Annotated in this window: 15 protein-coding genes and 2 tRNA genes; 14 read left to right on the top strand and 3 right to left on the bottom strand. The window is 65.0% G+C overall.

Translation table 11 applies throughout. The features are described 5' to 3' along the window. The first annotated feature begins 2 nt into the window (after positions 1 to 2). Positions 3 to 743: an amino acid ABC transporter ATP-binding protein gene (locus tag FBZ93_RS10650; protein ID WP_146985828.1), complete on the top strand. Its 741-nt coding sequence runs from the start codon at positions 3 to 5 to the stop codon at positions 741 to 743. Positions 744 to 797: 54 nt separating this feature from the next. Here the strand turns inward: FBZ93_RS10650 and FBZ93_RS10655 are convergent, their stop codons facing one another. Next, positions 798 to 1,832: a cysteine synthase A gene (locus FBZ93_RS10655; RefSeq protein ID WP_146985829.1), complete on the bottom strand. Its 1,035-nt coding sequence runs from the start codon at positions 1,830 to 1,832 to the stop codon at positions 798 to 800. Here FBZ93_RS10655 and FBZ93_RS10660 point away from each other — a divergent pair. The 7 genes from FBZ93_RS10660 to FBZ93_RS10690 all read left to right on the top strand — a co-directional run bounded on the left by FBZ93_RS10660 (position 1,810) and on the right by FBZ93_RS10690 (position 12,477). Then, positions 1,810 to 2,112, top strand: a complete 303-nt coding sequence (locus FBZ93_RS10660; protein WP_146985830.1) for a hypothetical protein — start codon at positions 1,810 to 1,812, stop codon at positions 2,110 to 2,112. The genes FBZ93_RS10655 and FBZ93_RS10660 overlap by 23 nt on opposite strands. 265 nt (positions 2,113 to 2,377) lie before the next feature. Next, positions 2,378 to 3,874: an efflux transporter outer membrane subunit gene (locus FBZ93_RS10665; protein ID WP_146985831.1), complete on the top strand. Its 1,497-nt coding sequence runs from the start codon at positions 2,378 to 2,380 to the stop codon at positions 3,872 to 3,874. Then, complete coding sequence (locus tag FBZ93_RS10670; protein ID WP_146985832.1) at positions 3,864 to 5,309, top strand: efflux RND transporter periplasmic adaptor subunit; 1,446 nt, start codon at positions 3,864 to 3,866, stop codon at positions 5,307 to 5,309. Before FBZ93_RS10665 ends, FBZ93_RS10670 begins: the two co-directional genes overlap by 11 nt. Before the next feature lie 48 nt (positions 5,310 to 5,357). After that, on the top strand, positions 5,358 to 8,486 hold the full coding sequence (locus tag FBZ93_RS10675) for an efflux RND transporter permease subunit (RefSeq protein WP_146985833.1): 3,129 nt from the start codon (positions 5,358 to 5,360) through the stop codon (positions 8,484 to 8,486). After that, positions 8,483 to 11,587, top strand: coding sequence for an efflux RND transporter permease subunit (locus tag FBZ93_RS10680; protein WP_146985834.1), 3,105 nt, complete (start codon positions 8,483 to 8,485; stop codon positions 11,585 to 11,587). Before FBZ93_RS10675 ends, FBZ93_RS10680 begins: the two co-directional genes overlap by 4 nt. A gap of 35 nt (positions 11,588 to 11,622) precedes the next feature. Beyond that, the gene (locus FBZ93_RS10685) at positions 11,623 to 12,348 is read left to right on the top strand and encodes a tRNA-uridine aminocarboxypropyltransferase (RefSeq protein WP_146985835.1); all 726 of its coding nucleotides are present in this window, start codon (positions 11,623 to 11,625) and stop codon (positions 12,346 to 12,348) included. A gap of 55 nt (positions 12,349 to 12,403) precedes the next feature. Next, positions 12,404 to 12,477 (top strand) — tRNA-Cys (locus FBZ93_RS10690). Between the two features lie 43 nt (positions 12,478 to 12,520). On the opposite strand, the gene FBZ93_RS10695 is transcribed toward FBZ93_RS10690, so the two are convergent. Beyond that, positions 12,521 to 12,703 (bottom strand): hypothetical protein, encoded by a 183-nt coding sequence (locus FBZ93_RS10695; RefSeq protein ID WP_024584196.1) that lies wholly within the window; start codon positions 12,701 to 12,703, stop codon positions 12,521 to 12,523. A 398-nt stretch (positions 12,704 to 13,101) separates the two neighbouring features. Next, on the bottom strand, positions 13,102 to 13,746 hold the full coding sequence (locus FBZ93_RS10700) for a TetR/AcrR family transcriptional regulator (RefSeq protein ID WP_146985836.1): 645 nt from the start codon (positions 13,744 to 13,746) through the stop codon (positions 13,102 to 13,104). Positions 13,747 to 13,840: 94 nt separating this feature from the next. Here FBZ93_RS10700 and FBZ93_RS10705 point away from each other — a divergent pair, with 94 nt between their 5' ends. From FBZ93_RS10705 to FBZ93_RS10730, 6 genes are all read left to right on the top strand, one after another. Next, a complete protein-coding gene (locus tag FBZ93_RS10705) occupies positions 13,841 to 14,326 on the top strand; it encodes a DUF1772 domain-containing protein (RefSeq protein ID WP_146985837.1) in 486 nt (161 codons plus the stop codon). Positions 14,327 to 14,702: 376 nt separating this feature from the next. After that, positions 14,703 to 14,777 (top strand) — tRNA-Asn (locus FBZ93_RS10710). A 134-nt stretch (positions 14,778 to 14,911) separates the two neighbouring features. Beyond that, on the top strand, positions 14,912 to 15,091 hold the full coding sequence (locus FBZ93_RS10715) for a hypothetical protein (RefSeq protein ID WP_050419688.1): 180 nt from the start codon (positions 14,912 to 14,914) through the stop codon (positions 15,089 to 15,091). Positions 15,092 to 15,212: 121 nt separating this feature from the next. After that, positions 15,213 to 15,878 carry a protein-L-isoaspartate O-methyltransferase family protein gene (locus FBZ93_RS10720; protein ID WP_146985838.1) on the top strand — a complete coding sequence of 222 codons (666 nt, stop codon included), beginning with the start codon at positions 15,213 to 15,215 and terminating at the stop codon, positions 15,876 to 15,878. Between the two features lie 219 nt (positions 15,879 to 16,097). Then, positions 16,098 to 17,480, top strand: a complete 1,383-nt coding sequence (locus FBZ93_RS10725; RefSeq protein WP_146985839.1) for a TolC family outer membrane protein — start codon at positions 16,098 to 16,100, stop codon at positions 17,478 to 17,480. Positions 17,481 to 17,815: 335 nt separating this feature from the next. Continuing rightward, positions 17,816 to 18,562, top strand: coding sequence for a PopZ family protein (locus FBZ93_RS10730; protein ID WP_146985840.1), 747 nt, complete (start codon positions 17,816 to 17,818; stop codon positions 18,560 to 18,562). Positions 18,563 to 18,691: the final 129 nt, after the last annotated feature.

The raw sequence follows: 18,691 nt of genomic DNA on the forward strand, positions 1-18,691 counted from the left end.
CCATGTCCACAAACCCGATCGTCAACATTTCCACGCTCAACAAATGGTACGGCGACTTCCACGTGTTGCGCGACATCAACCTTGAGGTCGGCAAGGGCGAGCGCATCGTGATCTGCGGCCCGTCCGGCTCGGGCAAGTCGACCCTGATCCGCTGCATCAACGCGCTGGAGGAGTTCCAGGAGGGCGAGATCACGGTCGACGGCATCGAGCTCGGCCCGAACCTGCGCCGGGTCGACGAGGTGCGGCGGGAGGTCGGCATGGTGTTCCAGAGCTTCAACCTGTTCCCGCATCTGACCGTGCTCGACAATTGCACGCTGGCGCCGATCTGGGTGCGCAACATCCCGAAGAAGGATGCCGAGGCGATGGCGATGAAATTCCTCGAGCGGGTCAAGATTCCGCATCAGGCCAACAAGTTTCCCGGCCAGATGTCCGGCGGCCAGCAGCAGCGCGTCGCGATCGCCCGCGCGCTGACCATGAACCCGAAGGTGATGCTGTTCGACGAGCCGACCTCGGCGCTCGACCCGGAAATGGTCAAGGAGGTGCTCGACACCATGGTCGATCTCGCCAGGGAAGGCATGACCATGCTGGTCGTGACCCACGAAATGGGCTTTGCCCGCGAGGTCGCCAACCGCGTCGTGTTCATGGACGCCGGTCAGATCATCGAGTCGAACACGCCGCAGGAATTCTTCGCCAACCCGCAGCACGCGCGGTCGAAGCTGTTCCTGAGCCAGATCCTGCGGTGACGGTCGTGGTCATTCCGGGTTCGCCCTTCGGGCGCCCCGGAACGACCACTTCGCTTAGACGAACGGCAGCTCGATCTTGCTGCGCTTTTCCAGCCATTCCGGGACCGGCAGATTCTTCGAACGCATGAAGGCCGGGTTGAACAGCTTGGACTGATAGCGGTTGCCGGAATCGGCGAGGATGGTGACGATGGTCTTGCCGGGGCCGAGCTGCTTGGCGAGCTGGATCGCGCCGGCGATGTTGACGCCGGTCGAGCCGCCGAGGCACAGGCCCTCGTGCTCCAGCAGCTCATAGATGATGGTCACGGCGTCCTCGTCGGAGACCAGGAACGCATCGTCGACATTCGCCGTCTCGACGACCGGCGTTTTGCGTCCGAGGCCGATGCCTTCCGTGATCGAGTCGCCCGGCGTCGATTTGACCTGGCCGTTCTTGAACAGTTCGTACATCGCAAAGCCGTGCGGATCGGCGCAGGCGGTGACGATGTCCTTGTTCCTTTCCTTTAGATAGCGGCTGATGCCGGCGAGCGTGCCGCCGGTACCGACCGAGCAGATGAAGCCATCGACCTTGCCGTTGGTCTGCTGCCAGATCTCGGGCCCGGTCGAGTCGTAATGCGCCTTGGGATTGTCGAGGTTGTTCCACTGGTCCGCGAACAGCACGCCGTTCGGCTCGGTCTTGCGCAGCTGATCGGCGAGACGCCGGCCGAGATGCTGGTAGTTGTTCTGATTGGAGTAGGGCAGCGCCGGCGCCTCGACCAGTTCGGCCCCGCACAGCCGCAGCATGTCCTTCTTTTCCTGGCTCTGCGTCTCCGGAATGACGATCAGGGTGCGGTAGCCGCGCGCACTCGCCACGACCGCGAGCCCGATGCCGGTATTGCCCGCGGTCGATTCGACCACGAGGCCGCCGGGCTTCAGATCGCCGCGCTTTTCGGCCTCCAGGATCATCCCCTTGCCGGCGCGATCCTTGACCGACTGGCCGGGATTCATGAATTCGGCCTTGCCGAGAATGGTGCAGCCGGTCAGTTCGGATGCACGTTTCAGCTTGATGAGGGGGGTGTTGCCGATCGCTTCAATGACGTCTTTGTTGAATGCCATGTCGGGGAATTTCTTTGCCGGTCTGTGTCTTGCTTGCCGCGAACCTAGTGTGCTGATCGAAAAAGGGAAGGGCTTTTGCACTGCGGCAAATGGCGGGTTCACCACGCATCACCGCGTGCTCATGGCCATCACGGGCATGCGGAGAACGGCGTTTTTCGGCGGTCAGGGCGTCCGGCAGAATCGTTCCGCTGCGGGTGATTTTGCGTCAGTCGCCGCGACGGCGTCGCTGCGTCGGCGCATCTTGCGGATTCGGCGCAACAGGGCCGAGAAATCCCCATGAAATCTTTGTTAGAATCGAGACTTCCGGCACGGGTCTGAAACGCGCGCAAATGCCGTAAAAATAGGGAAAAGCCCGCAATCAGGGTGGCCTCGAATCGCTTGCGATGCGACGTCGCGCATTCGTGACAGGGGCTGTCCGCCCTATTGTCCCAAGGGTAGGATGGGACAGTCAGGTTCCATTGAAAGCATTACCCCGTGTACGTCACCCAGACCACCGCTGAACGCGTCACTCGTGCGCCATGGGCGAAGTCTGGCTCCGGCGGAGAATGGGTGTGACCCAGCAAGCATCCGCGATGGTGCCTGGAGGCCGGTTCGGCCTCGCCGTCCGCGTGCGGCGGCTGGCGGGACGCTCGCTCGTCGCGCTCGGGCTGGTCGCGGGCTCGGCCGGGTGCATTCTGACCCGGGACATCCCTGATCCTGCGCTCGACGTGCCGCAGGGCTATAAGGCCGCGCGGCTTGGCCGATCGGGCGACGCGCTTCCGACGCTCGACTGGTGGCGCGGCTTCCGCTCCAAGGAGCTGACGCAGCTGATGGAGGAGGCGCAGACCGTCAACCTCGACATCGCGGCGGCGGTGGCGCGCTTCCGCCAGGCCGATGCTCTGGCGCGGCAGGCCGGTGCGGCGCTGCTGCCGACCCTCAATCTCAATGGATCGGAAACCTACTCGCGCACCTCCGGCTCCAGTGCCAGCGGCCTCACCAATGGCGGGCGCGAGGTGGTGAACTACAATGCCTCGCTCAGCGCCAGCTACCAGCTCGACTTCTGGGGCCAGAATCGCGACGCCGCGCAGGCGGCGGAGGAGACCGCCGTCGCCAACCGGTTCGACCGTGAGGTGGTGGCGCTGACCACGCTCACCAGCGTCGCCAACGCCTATTTCACGGTGCTTGCCACCCAGGACAGGCTGCGCACCGCGCAGCGCAACATCGCCAGCGCCGAGCGCATCCTCAACGCGATCAAGGACCGCTTCAAGGCCGGCACCGGCTCCGATCTCGACGTCGCGCAGCAGGAGAGCGTGCTGGCGAACCAGCGTGCGCTGGTGCCGCCGCTGCGGCAGACGCTCGACCAGAATATCAACGCGCTCGCGGTGCTGGTGTCGCGGCCGCCCGAGAGCGTGCGCGTCGCCGGCGGTTCGCTCAACTCGGTTGCCATCCCGCGCGTCACGCCGGGTCTGCCGTCCGAATTGCTCACCCAGCGTCCCGATATCCGCCGGCAGGAGGCACAGCTCGCTTCCGCCACCGCCAATGTCGGCAGCGCGCGGGCGCAGTTCTTCCCGAGCATCCAGCTGACTGGAACGGGCGGCTACCAGAGCCAGGCGCTGGTCTCGCTGTTCCAGCCGCACGCGGCCTTCTTCAACCTGGTCGGCAGCATGACCCAGCCGATCTTCGACGGCGGCCGGATCCTCGGCAATTTCGAAAACGCGAAGGCGAAACAGGACGAGCTGCTGCAGACCTATCGCAAGGCGGTCGTGCAGTCGTTCACCGATGTCGACAACGCGCTGGTCGCGATCCGCGAGACGACGCGGCGGCTGCAGCTGCAGCGCGACGTGCTGTCGTCGTCGCGGCGCGCCTTCGATCTGGCCGAGCAGCAGCTCAAGGCCGGCACCGCCGACATCGTAACTGTGCTAAACACGCAGCTGACCCTGTTCCAGGCGGAAGACGCTTATTCGCAGGCCCAACTGGCCCGGCTTTTGGCGATCGTAAGCCTGTATCAGGCCTTGGGGGGCGGCTGGGAACCGAAGATGGAAAGACCGGTCGATGCTCTTTAAGCCCGACTCCAAGGAAAACGACAAGGACGACGCGAAAAGCACTGCGCCGCGCAAGCGGAGCCTGATCTCGCGCCTGCTTGGGCGCATGGTGTCGCTGCTCATCACGCTCGTGATCCTTGGCGGGCTGGGCTATCTCGGCTGGCTCGCCTTCCAGCCCAAGCCAAATGGGGGCGGCGGGCGCGGCGCGGGCGCGCGGCCCGATCTGCCGGTACCGGTGCTTGCGGCCACGCCACAGGTGCATGACGTGCCGGTCTATCTCGACGGCGTCGGCTCGGTGAAGGCGTTGAACACGGTCACCGTTCGCTCGCAGGTCGACGGCAAGCTGCTCAAGGTCAATTTCGTCGAAGGCCAGGACGTCAAGAAGGACGAGGTGCTCGGCGAGATCGATCCCGCGATCTATCAGGCGCAATACGATCAGGCCGTGGCCACGAAGGCCAAGGACGAGGCGCTGCTCGCCAACCAGAAGATCGACCTTGCCCGCTATGAGCAACTCGCTGCCACCAATGCGGGCTCCAAGCAGCAGGCCGACACGCAGCGTGCGCTGGTCGCGCAGCAGGAGGCCATCATCAAGGCCGACCAGGCCCAGATCGACAATGCGCGCACCACGCTCGGCTATACCAAGATCGTCGCACCGATCGCGGGGCGCGCCGGCCTGCGCCAGGTCGACCAGGGCAATATCATCCACGCCTCCGACACCACCGGGCTCGTGATCCTGACCCAGCTGCAGCCGATCGCGGTGTGGTTCAGCCTGCCGCAGCAGCAGATCATGCGGGTCAACGCCGCGGCCGCAAAGGGCAAGCTCGCGGTCGACGTATTCGGCAATGACGGCGTCACCGTGATTGATACCGGCAAGCTCACCGGCATCGACAACCAGGTCGATCCGACCACCGGCACGCTGAAGCTGAAGGCAGAGCTCCCGAATGCCAGCTATCAGCTCTGGCCCGGGCAGTTCGTCAATGTGCGGCTCAAGGTCGAGACCCTGCCGCAGGCGATCGTGGTGCCGACCTCGGCGGTGCAGCGCGGTCCGGCCGGCACGTTCAGCTATGTGATCGGCGCCGACAACGTCGTCACCGCCAAGCCGGTCACGGTCACGCAGCAGAACGAGCATGAAGCCGTCATCGCCAGCGGCCTGACCACGTCCGACCGCGTCGTCACGACGGGCTTCGCCAATCTCGCCGACGGCGCCAAGGTCATCGTCGGCAAGGACGACGGGCCACCGGCAGCCGATCTCGCGCCGCGCAAGCGCAGCCGCAGTCCCGACGGCAAAGCCGGGGGCCAGAGCAAGGACGGCAAGCAGGACGGGCAGGGCAAGAACGGCGAGCACCGCGGCCGGCCCGAGCACAGCGAAGGCGACCAGAAGGGGCAGACCGGACCGGCGCCCGCGCCGGCGGCGGGGGGCGAACAGTCGGGTGGCGCGCCGAAGGGGCAGCCATGACCGGCATCCCGACCTCGTAATGTCCGACGCTAAAGCGAGAGCGCAACCATGAGCGTCTCCGAACCGTTCATCCGCCGGCCGATCGCCACCTCGCTGCTCGGCATCGCCCTGATGATCGGCGGCGCGCTCGGCTATTGGGCGCTGCCGGTCTCGGCGCTGCCGCAGGTCGACTTTCCGACCGTGCAGGTGACGACGCAGCTGCCCGGCGCGAGCCCGGACGTGGTGGCCTCGTTGATCACGGCGCCGCTGGAGCGGCAGCTCGGGCAGATCCCGTCACTGTCGTCGATGAACTCGACCAGCTCGTTCGGCGTCAGCCAGATCTCGCTGCAGTTCGACCTCAACCGCGACATCGACGGCGCCACGCAGGACGTGCAGGCCGCGATCAATGCCGCCGCCGGCATCCTGCCGAAGACGCTGCCGTACCCGCCTGTCTACGCCAAGGTGAACCCGGCGGACGCGCCGGTCATGACCCTGGCGCTGACCTCGGACACGATCTCGCTGCGGGCGATGAGCGATCTCGCCGACACCATCCTGGGCCAACGGCTGAGCCAGATTTCCGGCGTCGGCCGGGTCTCGATCCTTGGCGGCCTCAAGCCGGCCGTGCGCGTGCAGGCCGACCTCGCGCGGCTTGCAGCCTACGGCATCGCGATGGAGGATTTGCGCAGCGCGATCGCCGGCGCCAATGTGTCGGGACCGAAGGGCTCGCTCGACGGCGCCCAGCAATCCTACACCATCGCCGCTAACGACCAGATCGCAGCGGCCGACGCCTACCGGCCGATCATCATCGCCTACCGCAACGGCTCGCCGGTCACGATCGGCGACGTCGCGCAGATCGTGGACGGGCTGGAGAACGACCGCACCGGCGGCTGGTACCAGGGCACACCGGCGGTCATCATCGATATCCAGCGTCAGCCCGGCGCCAACGTCATCGACGTCGTCAAGCAGATCCGCGGCGAAATCCCGCGGCTGCAGCGCTCGGTGCCGGCCGGCGTCAAGCTGACCATCGTCTCCGACCGCACGGTGACGATCCGCGCCTCGGTCCGCGATGTGCAGTTCACGCTGATCCTGAGCGTCGTGCTGGTGACCTTGGTGGTGCTGTTGTTCCTGCGGTCGCTGCGCGCGACCTTGATCGCCGGCGTCGCGCTGCCGCTGTCGCTGATCACGAGCTTCGGCATCATGTATTTCGCGGGCTTCAGCCTCGACAATCTGTCGCTGATGGCGCTGACCATCGGAACCGGTTTCGTGGTCGACGACGCCATCGTCATGATCGAGAACATCGTCCGCCACATGGAAGACGGCGAGACTGTCATGGAAGCCTCGCTCAAGGGCGCCAGCGAAATCGGCTTCACCGTGATCTCGCTGACGGTGTCGCTGATCGCGGTGTTCATCCCGCTGCTGTTCATGTCCGGCCTGGTCGGCCGCATGTTCCGCGAGTTCGCGCTGACCTTGACGATTGCGGTCGTGACCTCGGCGATCGTCTCGTTGACGCTGACGCCGATGATGTGCTCGCGGTTGCTCAAGAACATCCACGAGGAGATGGCGGTCCCGGGCCTGGCCGCAGTCAGCCGCTTCATCGACCGCATGGTGGAGTTCTATCATCGGACGCTGCTCTGGGTGCTGCAGCGCCAGCGCGCGACGCTCTTCGTCACGTTCGCGACCATTGCGCTGACGCTCGTCATGTATGTGCTGGCGCCGAAGGGCTTTCTGCCGTTGCAGGACACCTCCTCGATCACGGCGGTGACCGAAGCCGGTCCCGACGTCTCTTTCGCCGAGATGCAGCGGCGGCAGGGCGCGGTCTCCGACATCATCAAGGCCGACCCCGACGTGGTCGGCGTCGTCTCGGTGATCGGCTCGGGTTCGGTCAATCCGACCACCAATGTCGGCCGTCTGGTGATGACCCTGAAGCCGCTCGACCAGCGGCGCGACGGCGTCGTCAACGTGATCGAGCGGCTGAAGCAGAAGATATCGACGGTCCCCGGCATGACCGTCTATTTCCAGCCGGTGCAGGACGTGCAGATTTCGACCCAGTCGAGCCGCTCGCAATACCAGTACACGCTGACCGCGACCGATGCTGCCGAAGTCTCGCAATGGGCCCAGAAGCTGGTCGCCGAGATGCGGCGCGACCCGATCTTCCGCGACGTCTCCTCGGAGGCGCAGGAGGGCGGCTTGCGCGCGGCGCTCGACATCAACCGCCAGCGCGCCGGCCAGCTCGGCGTCAATCTGCAGGGCGTCACCGACACGCTGAACGACGCCTTCGCGCAGCGCCAGATCTCGACGATCTACGGCCAGGCCAACCAGTACCGCGTGGTGCTCGAGGCGCTGCCGATGTATCAGCGCGACCCGTCGATCCTCGACAAGCTCTATCTGCCCGGCGCGAGCGGCGCGCAGGTGCCGCTGTCGGCGGTGGCGACGCTGGTCCGCACCACGGCGCCGCTCGCGATCTCGCATCAGGCCCAATTCCCGTCGGTTTCGCTCAGCTTCAACCTGGCGCCCGGGGAGGCGCTGGGCGATGCGGTCGTCGCGGTCAAGGCGATCGAGAGCAGGATCGGGATGCCCGGCAGCATCGTCGGCATCTATTCCGGCGACGCCGCCGAGTTTGCGCGCTCGCTGGCCGGGCAGCCCTGGCTGATCCTGGCCGCGATCATCACGATCTACATCGTGCTTGGCGTGCTCTACGAAAGTTACATCCACCCGATCACGATTCTCTCGACGCTGCCCTCGGCCGGCGTCGGCGCCATCCTCGCCTTGATGCTGTGCGGGCAGGACCTTTCGGTGATCGGCCTGATCGGCATCATCCTGTTGATGGGCATCGTCAAGAAGAACGCCATCATGATGATCGACTTCGCGCTGGAGGCCGAGCGGCATCAGGGCATGTCGTCCTATGACGCGATCGTGCAGGCCTGCCTGTTGCGATTCCGGCCGATCATGATGACGACGCTGGCGGCACTGTTCGGCGCGCTGCCGCTCGCGATCGAAAGCGGCACCGGCGCCGAGCTGCGCTTCCCGCTCGGCATCTCGATCATCGGCGGCCTGCTGCTGAGCCAGCTGCTTACGCTGTACACCACGCCGGTGATCTATCTCGCGCTCGACAGGCTCAACCGGCGGATCGAGCGGGCGGTGCCGGAGCCAGGTCCCAGCGGCCCGCCGATCGCGGGCGCCACCGAGGGCATGCAGTGATCTCGATCTCGGAGCCCTTCATCCGCCGGCCGGTGGGCACCACCTTGCTGGCGATTGGGCTGTTCCTGGTCGGGATCGTCGCCTACGAATTCCTGCCGGTGTCGTCGGTTCCGAACGTCGACTTCCCGACCATCCGGGTGTCGGCGTCACGGCCCGGCGCCGATCCCTCCGTGATGGCTTCGACCGTCGCCGCGCCGCTGGAGCGCAAGCTCGGTACTATCTCGGGCGTCGACCAGATCACCTCGACGAGCTCGCTCGGCGTCACCAGCATCCAGGTGCAGTTCTCGATCGGCCGCGACATCGACCGCGCCGCACGCGACGTGCAGGCCGCGATCAATGCTTCGCTCGCCGATCTGCCGAGCGACCTGCCGTCGCTGCCCAAGTTCCGCAAGGCCAATCCGGCCGCCGCACCGGTGTTCGTGCTGGCGCTGACCTCGAAGACGATCTCGACCAGCGCGATGTACGACGTCGCCGACACCGTGCTGGCGCAGCGCATCTCGCAAGTGCCGGGCGTCGGCGAGGTCACCGTCAGCGGCGCCGATCAGCCGGCAGTGCGCATCGCGCTCAATCCGGTGTCGCTGGCCAATGCCGGGATCTCGACCGATGACGTCCGGCTTGCGATCATCAATGCCAATCCGCTCGGCCCCGTCGGCATCTTCAACGGCGACCGGCTGAGCGAGACGCTGTCGATCAACAAGCAGATGCGCACTGCGGCCGAGTTCCGCGACATCCTCATCAAGAGCTCGAACGGCAATTTCGTCCGCCTCTCCGACGTCGCCGAGGTTGAGGACTCCGTCCGCAACTCGCGCTCGATCGCCTGGTTCAACAAGCAGCCGGCGGTGTTGATCCAGATCACCAAGCAGGGCGACGCCAACGTCATCGACACCGTCGACAACGTCCGCCGGCTGCTGCCGGACTTGAGGAAGTGGATCCCGGCCGGCGTCGAGATCTCGACCCTGGTCGATCGCACCGGTACGATCCGCGCCAGCGTCGAGGACATGCAGTTCACGCTGCTGGCGACCGCCATGCTCGTGATGGTCGTGGTGTTCGTGTTCCTGCGCCGCGTGGTGCCGACGATCGCCGCCGGCGTCTCGGTGCCGCTGGCGCTGGCCGGCACCTGCGCCGGGATGTGGCTCGCCGGCTTCTCGATCGACAATCTGTCGCTGATGGCGCTCGCGATCTCGGTTGGCTTCGTGGTCGACGACGCCATCGTGATGATCGAGAACATGTACCGCAATCTCGAGCAGGGCATGGCGCCGTATCCGGCGGCGGTCGAGGGCGCCAAGCAGATCGGCTTCACCGTGCTGTCGATCTCGCTGTCGCTGATCGCGGCCTTTACGCCGTTGATCTTCATGGACGGCATTGTCGGCCGGTTGCTGCGGGAATTCTCGCTGACCCTGACCTTTGCCATCATCGTGTCGACCCTGGTGTCGGTGACGATCACGCCGATGATCTGCGCGCACTACATCAAGGAGGCGACTTCCGATCGCGCCACCTGGTACGACCGCGCCATCGAGGGTGCGCTGTCGCGGGTCGTGGCGTTCTATACGTCGACCCTGCGGATCGTGCTCGGCTATCCCTTCCTGACGCTGATTGTGTTCTTCGCCACCGTCGCACTGACGGTGACGCTCTATATCAAGACGCCGAAGGGCTATTTCCCGACCGACGACAGCGGATTCGTGATCGGTTCGACACGGGCCTCGGCCGATATCTCGTTCCAGTCGATGCTTCAGCTGCAGCAGCGGCTCGCCGACATCGTGATGGCCGATCCCGCGGTCGCCGGCATCGGCTCGTCGGTCGGCTCCGGCGGCGGTCCGGGCGGCGCCACCTCCAACCGCGGCACCATGTTCATCAGCCTGAAACCGCCGGAGGAGCGGGCAGGCCTATCGACCGCCCAGGTGATCGACCGGCTGCGCCGCAACCTGTTCATGGTGCCCGGCATCCGCCTGTTCATGTTCGCCGCGCAGGACATCCGCACCGGCGGCCGGCAGAGCGATTCGGACTACCAGTACACGCTCGCCTCGACCGATCTCGATCTGTTGCAGAAATGGGCGCCGCTCGTCGCCAAGCGGATGGAGACGGTGGAGGGCATCACCGACGTGTCCTCCGACCGCGATCCCGGCGGCCTGCAGCTCAACCTCGTGATCGACCGCAAGATTGCCTCGAGCCTCGGTGTCCGGGTGCAGGACATCGACAACGCACTGAACAACGCCTTCTCGCAGCGGCAGATCTCCTACATCTACACCCAGCGCAACCAGTACGTGGTGGTGCTCGAGATCGATCCGAAGTTCCAGAACGATCCCTCGAACCTCGAGCGAATCTATGTCGCCGGCGCCAATGACGTGCAGGTGCCGCTGTCGGCGCTGGTGCACTACCAGCGCGGACTGTCGGCGCTGGCGGTCTATCACTCCGGCGGCTTCCCCTCGACCACGGTGTCGTTCAACCTGTTGCCGGACGTGCCGCTGGAGGTCGCGACCACCAACATCCAGCAGGCGGTCAACGAACTGCACATGCCGGAGGGCATTCGCGGCAGCTTCGACGGCAATGCCGGCGACTTCAACAAGACCAGCGGGCGGCAGCCGCTGCTGATCCTCGGCGCGCTGGTCGCGATGTATATCGTACTCGGCGTGCTCTATGAGAGCCTCGCGCATCCGATCACGATCATCTCGACGCTGCCGTCGGCCGGCCTCGGCGCCTTGCTGGCGCTGCAGGTGACCAACACGCCGCTGACCGTGATCGCCTTCGTCGGCATCATCCTCTTGATCGGCATCGTCAAGAAGAACGGCATCATGATGGTCGACTTCGCGCTCGAGGCCGAACGGCATCAGGGCCTGTCGTCGCGGGACGCGATCTTCGAGGCCTGCCGCGCGCGCTTCCGCCCGATCCTGATGACGACGATGGCGGCGCTGTTCGCCGGCATTCCGCTGGTCATTGCGACCGGCCCGGGCACCGAGCTGCGGCGGCCGCTCGGCATCACCATCATCGGCGGCCTGTTCGTGTCGCAGATCCTGACGCTCTACACGACGCCGGTGATCTATCTGTTGATCGACCGGCTGCGGCAGCGCCGCGAGCCGTCAGGTGTGCACGCGCCGGCGGAATAGTTTGAATTGCGCCGTCGTGAGCGTATAGCGGTGCCATGTCCGAACCGACCGAAGTCAAATCCGACGTTATCGCCGAGATCGAGGATTGCGCGAATTGCGGCAAGCCGCTGCCGCTGTGCATCTGCGACAGCGTCACGCCGATCGAAAGCCGCATCCAGCTGCTGATCCTGATCCATCCGCAGGAGCAGGACAGGGCGCTCGGCACCGCGCGACTGTTGGCGCGGCATTTCGAGAACGCGGTGGTGCGGATCGGATTATCCTGGCCGAGCCTTGCCAAGGCGCTCGGCCGGCCGGTGCCCGATCCGTCGCGCTGGGCGGTGCTCTACCTGGGCTCGGCCAAGGTCGAGGACCTCGAGACTGACGCCGAGATCGTCGCGATCAACCGCAAGGGCGAGCTCGAGCCGCATCAGCGCGCGATCCTGTCCGACATCGAGGGCATCGTGCTGCTCGATGGCACCTGGAGCCAGGCCAAGGCGCTGTGGTGGCGCAATGCCTGGATGCTGAAGTGCCAGCGGGTGATTCTCGGGCCGAAACGCCCCTCGCTGTACGGCAAGCTGCGCCGGGAACCGCGGCGCGACGGCCTGTCCACCATCGAGGCGGCCGCGATCCTGCTGGCCGGGCTGCAGAAGCGTCCCGATATCGCCGCGACGTTGTCAGACAGTTTCGAGCGGATGCTGGCGAGATTCCGCGAAGTCCAGGCCAAATTGCCGGAATTGGCGCCAAAACCCAGGAAACGGGACTACCGGAGGCGCCGGCGTTAGCTGTTGGGCTCGGTTGCCTATCTGAGAGAGGGCGTATATGAAGTGCGCCGCAAGGGGCCACGTGGCGGAGTGGTTACGCAACGGTCTGCAAAACCGTGTACACCAGTTCAATTCTGGTCGTGGCCTCCACTCATCTCATCAATGGCTTGCAGCCAACCAATGAGAAGCCGCATTAGCTCGCGGCGTACCAACCTTCGGGAAACGGAATCAGCGGCCACGGCGCCTGGTTGTCATTGGCAGCGCGCGGCGGCGGCTGAATGCGGGGCGAGGGTTGGGCCACGAAATCCTCCTGAGCAATGGGCGCGATCGCCGTACGCACGGCGTCCAGCAGCAGATCAAATTCGACTTCGCTCATCGCGCTCTCCGAGGTTCGAGAGCGCAATGGTCGCAAAACTGTCTTCGGTCCGGATTGAGCGATTCGTTCGAATTTTATGAAAAGAACGATGGTGCCCGGTTTGGTTAATAAATTGCTGATGACCCCTTCGGGAACCTAGGTCGGCACCGCCGCACCTCGTGTGAGACAAATCACATCTTGCGAAAAACTCTTCCGGGAATTCCCGGCAGTATTCATAGCCGTCAAATATCGCAGGAATTTTAGGAAGACGTGACAATGAAGGCAAGCAGGCGGAAGTGCAGCCAATAGTAACGTTGCATCGATCCTCGGCTCTTGCTGACTCCGTTCGCCAGAGCCGAACAGCTCCGCGCCCGCTGTTGATCGCCTCGGCGAAGGGGAAATTCCCGAGGTCGGTGCGGTCAAGCCAGCCCGGCGAGGTCATCCGGCAGCATGGTCTTGAACTGCGTCAGCACCTGCCGCGCCTTTTTCGGCGGCAGCGTGATCGCGTGGCGTACGGCGGCCGCGATCAGCGTCATCGTCAGTGCTGAGAAGGTGGCGAGGGTGGTTGCCGGCACGCCCGGCGCAACCCGCCTGATCGCGTCGGATAACAGGCCGGAAAGCACGTCCATGTCGTCGGCATCGAGCTTCTGCAGGGCGCGGTCAGCCTGCGTCGCCTGCCAGATGTCGCGCATGACCGGCTCGCGCATGAACATCTCGTAGTAGCTGTCGACGATCCGGCAAAGCGCGGGATGCAGGTCGCGCGGGGTCGTGACAGCAGCCAGATCGCGCCTGACGCATTCGCGCCCGACGGCGTTGTGCCGTTCCGCCAGCGTGCCGATGATCGCGGCCTTGTCCGGGAAATATTGATAGAGCGAGCCGAATGCGACGCCGCTGCGTTCGACGATGTCGCTCATCCGGAAGGCCTCGCTGCCTTTCTCCGCCATGATCTCGGTCGCGCAGGCGAGGATGCGCTCGAACCGCTCGCGGCTGCGCTGCTGCGTCGGGGCAAGCCGCGCCAGCCCGGGCAGGGGAGCTTCCACGGGCGCGGCCTTTCGTCTCGCCACCTTCTGTCTCCTTCGAAATCGGGTTGACGGCTCTAATACGAGAGTTTATCGCATTTTACAAATACGAGCATTTCTCGCATTCGGAGGTGGAGCGATGCGCAATATCCTGACCTCGGGCTTGCTGTGGTTTTCCGCGCTCGGCTGCGGCCTGCTCGCCGGGCTCTATTTTGCGTTCTCGACATTCGTGATGACCGCGCTCGGCCGCATCGATCAGGCCGCCGGTATCTCGGCGATGAACGCAATCAATACCGACATTGTGCGTTCGCTGTTCATGCCGGTGTTCCTCGGCACCACGCTGTCCTGCGCCGTGCTGGTCGTGCTCGGTGCGCTCAGATGGCAGGAGCCGGGCGCCATTGCGATGATTTGCGGCGGCGGCCTCTATGTCCTCGGGATGTTCGTCGTCACCGCCGTCTTCAACGTGCCGCTGAACGACCAGCTTGCGGCCGCAGATCCCGCCAGCACCGCGACCGCGCCGCTCTGGGCGCGCTTTCTGACCGACTGGACCTTCTGGAACCACGTGCGGACCGTCGCTTCGCTCGCGGCGACCGCGCTGTTGATCGTTGCCATCGCCGCGCGCTGATCGGAACAGAGAAGCCTCTGGCGGCGCGCTTCGCATTTTAAAGAACGTCAACCTCGGCAAGCTCAACGTGCTGAGGCTCCGCTACGACCCCGGCACCAAGACCACCTCATTCATCCCGGAATGACATCGTGGGGGCGGGGCCCTGGCCGGGAATCACGGTGCGGCGGTAATGCCGCGCCATTGGTTCATCGCGGCCGCCCGGCGCCGGGAACGGGACAGCCGGGACAGCCCTGCGTTACCCTGGGACGCCGGCAAACCCTTGCATTGCAGCGGTTTACCGTGCTGCGCTAAAGTTTCGCCGAAGCCCCATTTGGTTCTTTGCAAGCCCGAAAGGCTTTGTTATACGCTGCCCGCTCGCGAACACTTGTTCGCCTGTTCCTCGGTAGCTCAGCGGTAGAGCATTCGACTGTTAATCGAATGGTCGCTGGTTCGAATCCAGCCCGGGGAGCCAGCTTTGCTGGCCCACCAACGTCGCCATCGACAATCACAAGCACGTGGTCCGCAACACGGCGAACCAAAAACGTCGTCAAATCGACTCAATAACTGTCGACACTTCGCCGTGCCGGGTCTTGAGAGGTGATTTTGATGGCCATTAACCTGATCGACCTGTCGATGCCGCAGCCGACGCTTGTTCCGCATGATGCTCCCGTCATCAGCGACGATGAGTGTGTCCGCCGGCTCGCAAGGGCCGTCGAGGAGCATGATTCCGAACATCTCGATGAAGTGGCCCGCCTGATCGGCCGGCTTGCGGTCACGATCGAATAGAGCGCGCCCCGGAGCATCGCGCACGCCAACGGCGTGTTGCGTTTTGGCGGAGCTTGTTCCAAAAGATGGCCCTGTTCTAGCTTCTCCAGCGGCAATGCCGCGACTTGCAGGGTCCCCGCCAATGACCGGTTTTTCGACCGCGCGCCAGTACATGGTCGATGGTCAGGTGCGTCCGAGCGACGTGACCGATGATCGTATTCTCGAAGCCATGCTGACCGTGCCGCGCGAAGTGTTCGTGCCGGCCAGCAAGCAGGCGCTCGCCTATCTGGACCTCGATCTCGACGTCGCCGAGGGCGGCGCGGCCAAGCGCTGCCTGATCACGCCGGCGCTGCTCGCCAGGATGCTGCAGGCCGCCGAGATCAAGGCCACCGACCGCGTCCTGGTCGTCGGCTGTGCAACCGGCTACGCCGCCGCGATCGTGGCGCGCTTTGCGGCACAGGTCAGCGCCACCGAGAGCGATTCGGCGCTTGCCGCGAAAGCGACCACCGCGTTCGCCCAGCTCGGGATCCAGAATGTGACCGTCAAGACCGCAGGTTCCGCGGACGGCGATGCCGCGGGTGCGCCATATGACGTCATCGTCCTCAATGGTGCGACCGAGATCCTCCCGACCGGGCTGTTTGGCCAGCTCAAGGAGGGAGGACGGCTGGTCGGGGTGTTTGGCCTGACGCCGCCGCCGCGCGCCACCCTCGTGACGCATTCCCACGGGGATTTCGGACATCGCGAGCTGTTTGACGCCGCCGCCCCGGTGCTGCCCGGACTGGAACGGCTACCCGCCTTCGTCTTTTGACCGACCGCTACCGCGCTGCGCCACCTTATAAAATCCCGTTCTGAATCAGAAGTGTGGCCCGTTTGCCCCATGTGAAGAGTTTCCGCCGTGTTCCGTTGCGGGGTAGTTCCGTTACCCTTAGCTGCGGACTAAGGTGAGGCGGGACTCACTTCGTCTGAAGCGACCGCCGGAACTGACTTGCGTGTGGAGACGGCGACTACAATGATTGGATTACCGGGGATGCGAGGGGTGAAGGCTATCACCGCGGCTGCGACTGCCGCCCTTCTGTTGGCGGAGCTGGGCCCCGTGCCCGCGCTCGCCGAAACTATCGAGTCCGCGCTGGTGCGGTCCTACCAGAACAATCCCCAGCTGAACGCGCAACGTGCGTTGGTGCGGTCGACAGACGAAAACGTTCCGCAGGCACTCTCGGGTTACCGTCCGAAGGTCTCGCTGACCGCAACGGCCGGCGGACAATACACCGATGAGCAGTTGGCGGCGGGAAGCGCGGCTGTGTCCGGCGTGAGCCGGCAGCGCAGCGTCGGCATCACCGCCAACCAGTCGCTGTTCAACGCGCAGAACGCTCCCAGAGTACGCCAGGCCGAAAGCCAGGTGTCGTCGGCACGTGAAGGTTTGCGAGCGCTTGAGCAGTCGGTGCTCCTGAGCGCGGCCACGATCTACATGGACTACCTCCGCGATGCGGCGATCGTCGAGGTCCAGCGCAGCAATACACGCGTGCTGGAACAGACGCTGAAGCAGACCCAGGATCGCTTCAACGTCGGCGAGGTGACGCGCACGGACGTTGCGCAATCCGAGGCCCAGCTCGCGGCCGGCAGAACCCAGCAGCTCACCGCGGAATCGAATCTGACGACGACGCGATCGAACTACCGCCGCATCATCGGCGTCGAGCCGCAGAATCCCGCGCCGGGTTCGCCGGTCGACCGGTTCCTGCCGTCGTCGCTATCGGCTGCTGTCGAACTCAGTCTGACCCAGAATCCGAACGTCACCGCCGCGATGTACGGCGTCGACGTCAACTTCCTGCAGACCAAGGTTGCCGAAGGCGCGCTGCTGCCGACGGTTGCGCTGCAGGCGTCGGTCAGCCAGGGCTACGAAACGCAGTTGACCGTATACCGCCTCTTCAACGCCTCGGTCGGCGTTCAACTGTCGCTGCCGATCTACCAGGGCGGCGCTGAATACTCGCTGATCCGCCAGTCCAAGGAATCGTTGGCGCAGCAGCGCCTGGTGCTGGACCAGACCAGGGATCAGGCGCGTGCCAACGTCGTCACTGCCTGGGGTCAGCTGGTCGCCGGCAAGTCGCAGGTGGCATCGGCGCAGGCGCAGGTGACCGCGTCGGAAATCGCGCTGAACGGCGTGCGCGAAGAGGCCAAGGCCGGCCAGCGCACCACGCTCGACGTGCTCAACGCGCAGCAGGCGCTCGTCAACGCGCGCAATGCGCTCGTCACAGCGCAGCATGACCGCGTCGTCGCTTCCTACAACGTGCTGAACTATATCGGCCGCTTGTCGCCGCAGGTGATGGGCCTTTCGACCAACATCTATGATCCGAGCGTGCACTACCAGCAGGTTCGTGACAATTGGGCCGGCGTTCGCACGCCCGACGGCCGCTAAACACCTTCACTTCATCATCGCTTGTCGCGCCATGTTTGTGGTTCTGAGTTAATCAGGACCACAAACGGGCGCGTTTGCTTGCAATCGATAATTGGCCTGACATACCGTTTTGTCGGGCAGCAAGGCGATTCGCGGCGAGCCGGCGTAGCGTGATGACAGGTGCGACGCCACCTGTGATCACGCTGCATTGGGCGACACGAAGCTTGCAGAAGGGCCTCGGGCGGGCGTGATCTGGGGACAAGTCGGGCGAGAGCAATGAAAATCTCCGCCCGCATCATCGGAACCGGCGAATCCTCTCGGGCTTGATGTAAAATAGTTTCGATGTGGAGTCGGAGATGACGCAACCTGCGAAGGTCCAAGAACCCTCGATGGAGGAGATCCTGGCGTCGATCCGTCGCATCATTGCCGACGACGAGGCAAAGCCGGGTGCGGGCGAGAAGCCGGCCGCTGCTGCTCCACCGCCGCCGAAGGCCGAGCCCGCGCCGCCACCGGCAGCCAAGCCGGTGATGAAGAGCCCGCCGCCCGCAGCGCCTCCGGCTGCAAAGGCCGCTGCGCCAGCGCCGAAATCACCGCCGCCCGCGCCAGCAGGCAACAGCCAGGACGACATCGATTCGCTCCTGGCCAGCCTCGACGAGGCGACGCCCGCGGCCGAGATCAGGCCGTCGCCTCAGCCGGAACCCCAGCCCGAGGCCGACGTGTTCGAGCTCACCGACGACATGGCGCTGCCGGAGCCGGCCCCCGCGCCATCGTTCCGCAAGGTCGAACCGCAGGACGACGTCGAATTCACGGAGGCCCGCACCCGGGCGCCTGCTCAGGAATCCGTTCGCGAGCCAGTCCGAGAACCGCCGGCGATCGAAACCGCGCCGATGCAGCAGATTATCTCCGGAACCACGATGCGGGCGGTCGAATCCGCCTTCAACTCGCTGGCCAACACCGTGCTGAGCAACAATGCTCGGACGCTGGAGGATCTGGTCAAGGAGATGCTGCGGCCGATGCTGAAGTCCTGGCTGGACGACAATCTGCCGGGCCTGGTCGAGCGGATCGTCAAGGCCGAGATCGAGCGGGTATCCCGCGGTCGATAGCCCACCCCGCTGGGGCTTGGCAGCCCTCATTCAGTCCCCAAATGCCCAAAACGCCGTTTTGACGTGCTAGAGCGTCTTCGAGCGAAGCGGCTGCCGGTTCGCGTGAAGAAAACGCGTCAAAACAAGAGC

The sequence above is a fragment of the Bradyrhizobium macuxiense genome (assembly GCF_007993935.1).
Lineage (GTDB): Bacteria > Pseudomonadota > Alphaproteobacteria > Rhizobiales > Xanthobacteraceae > Bradyrhizobium > Bradyrhizobium macuxiense_A.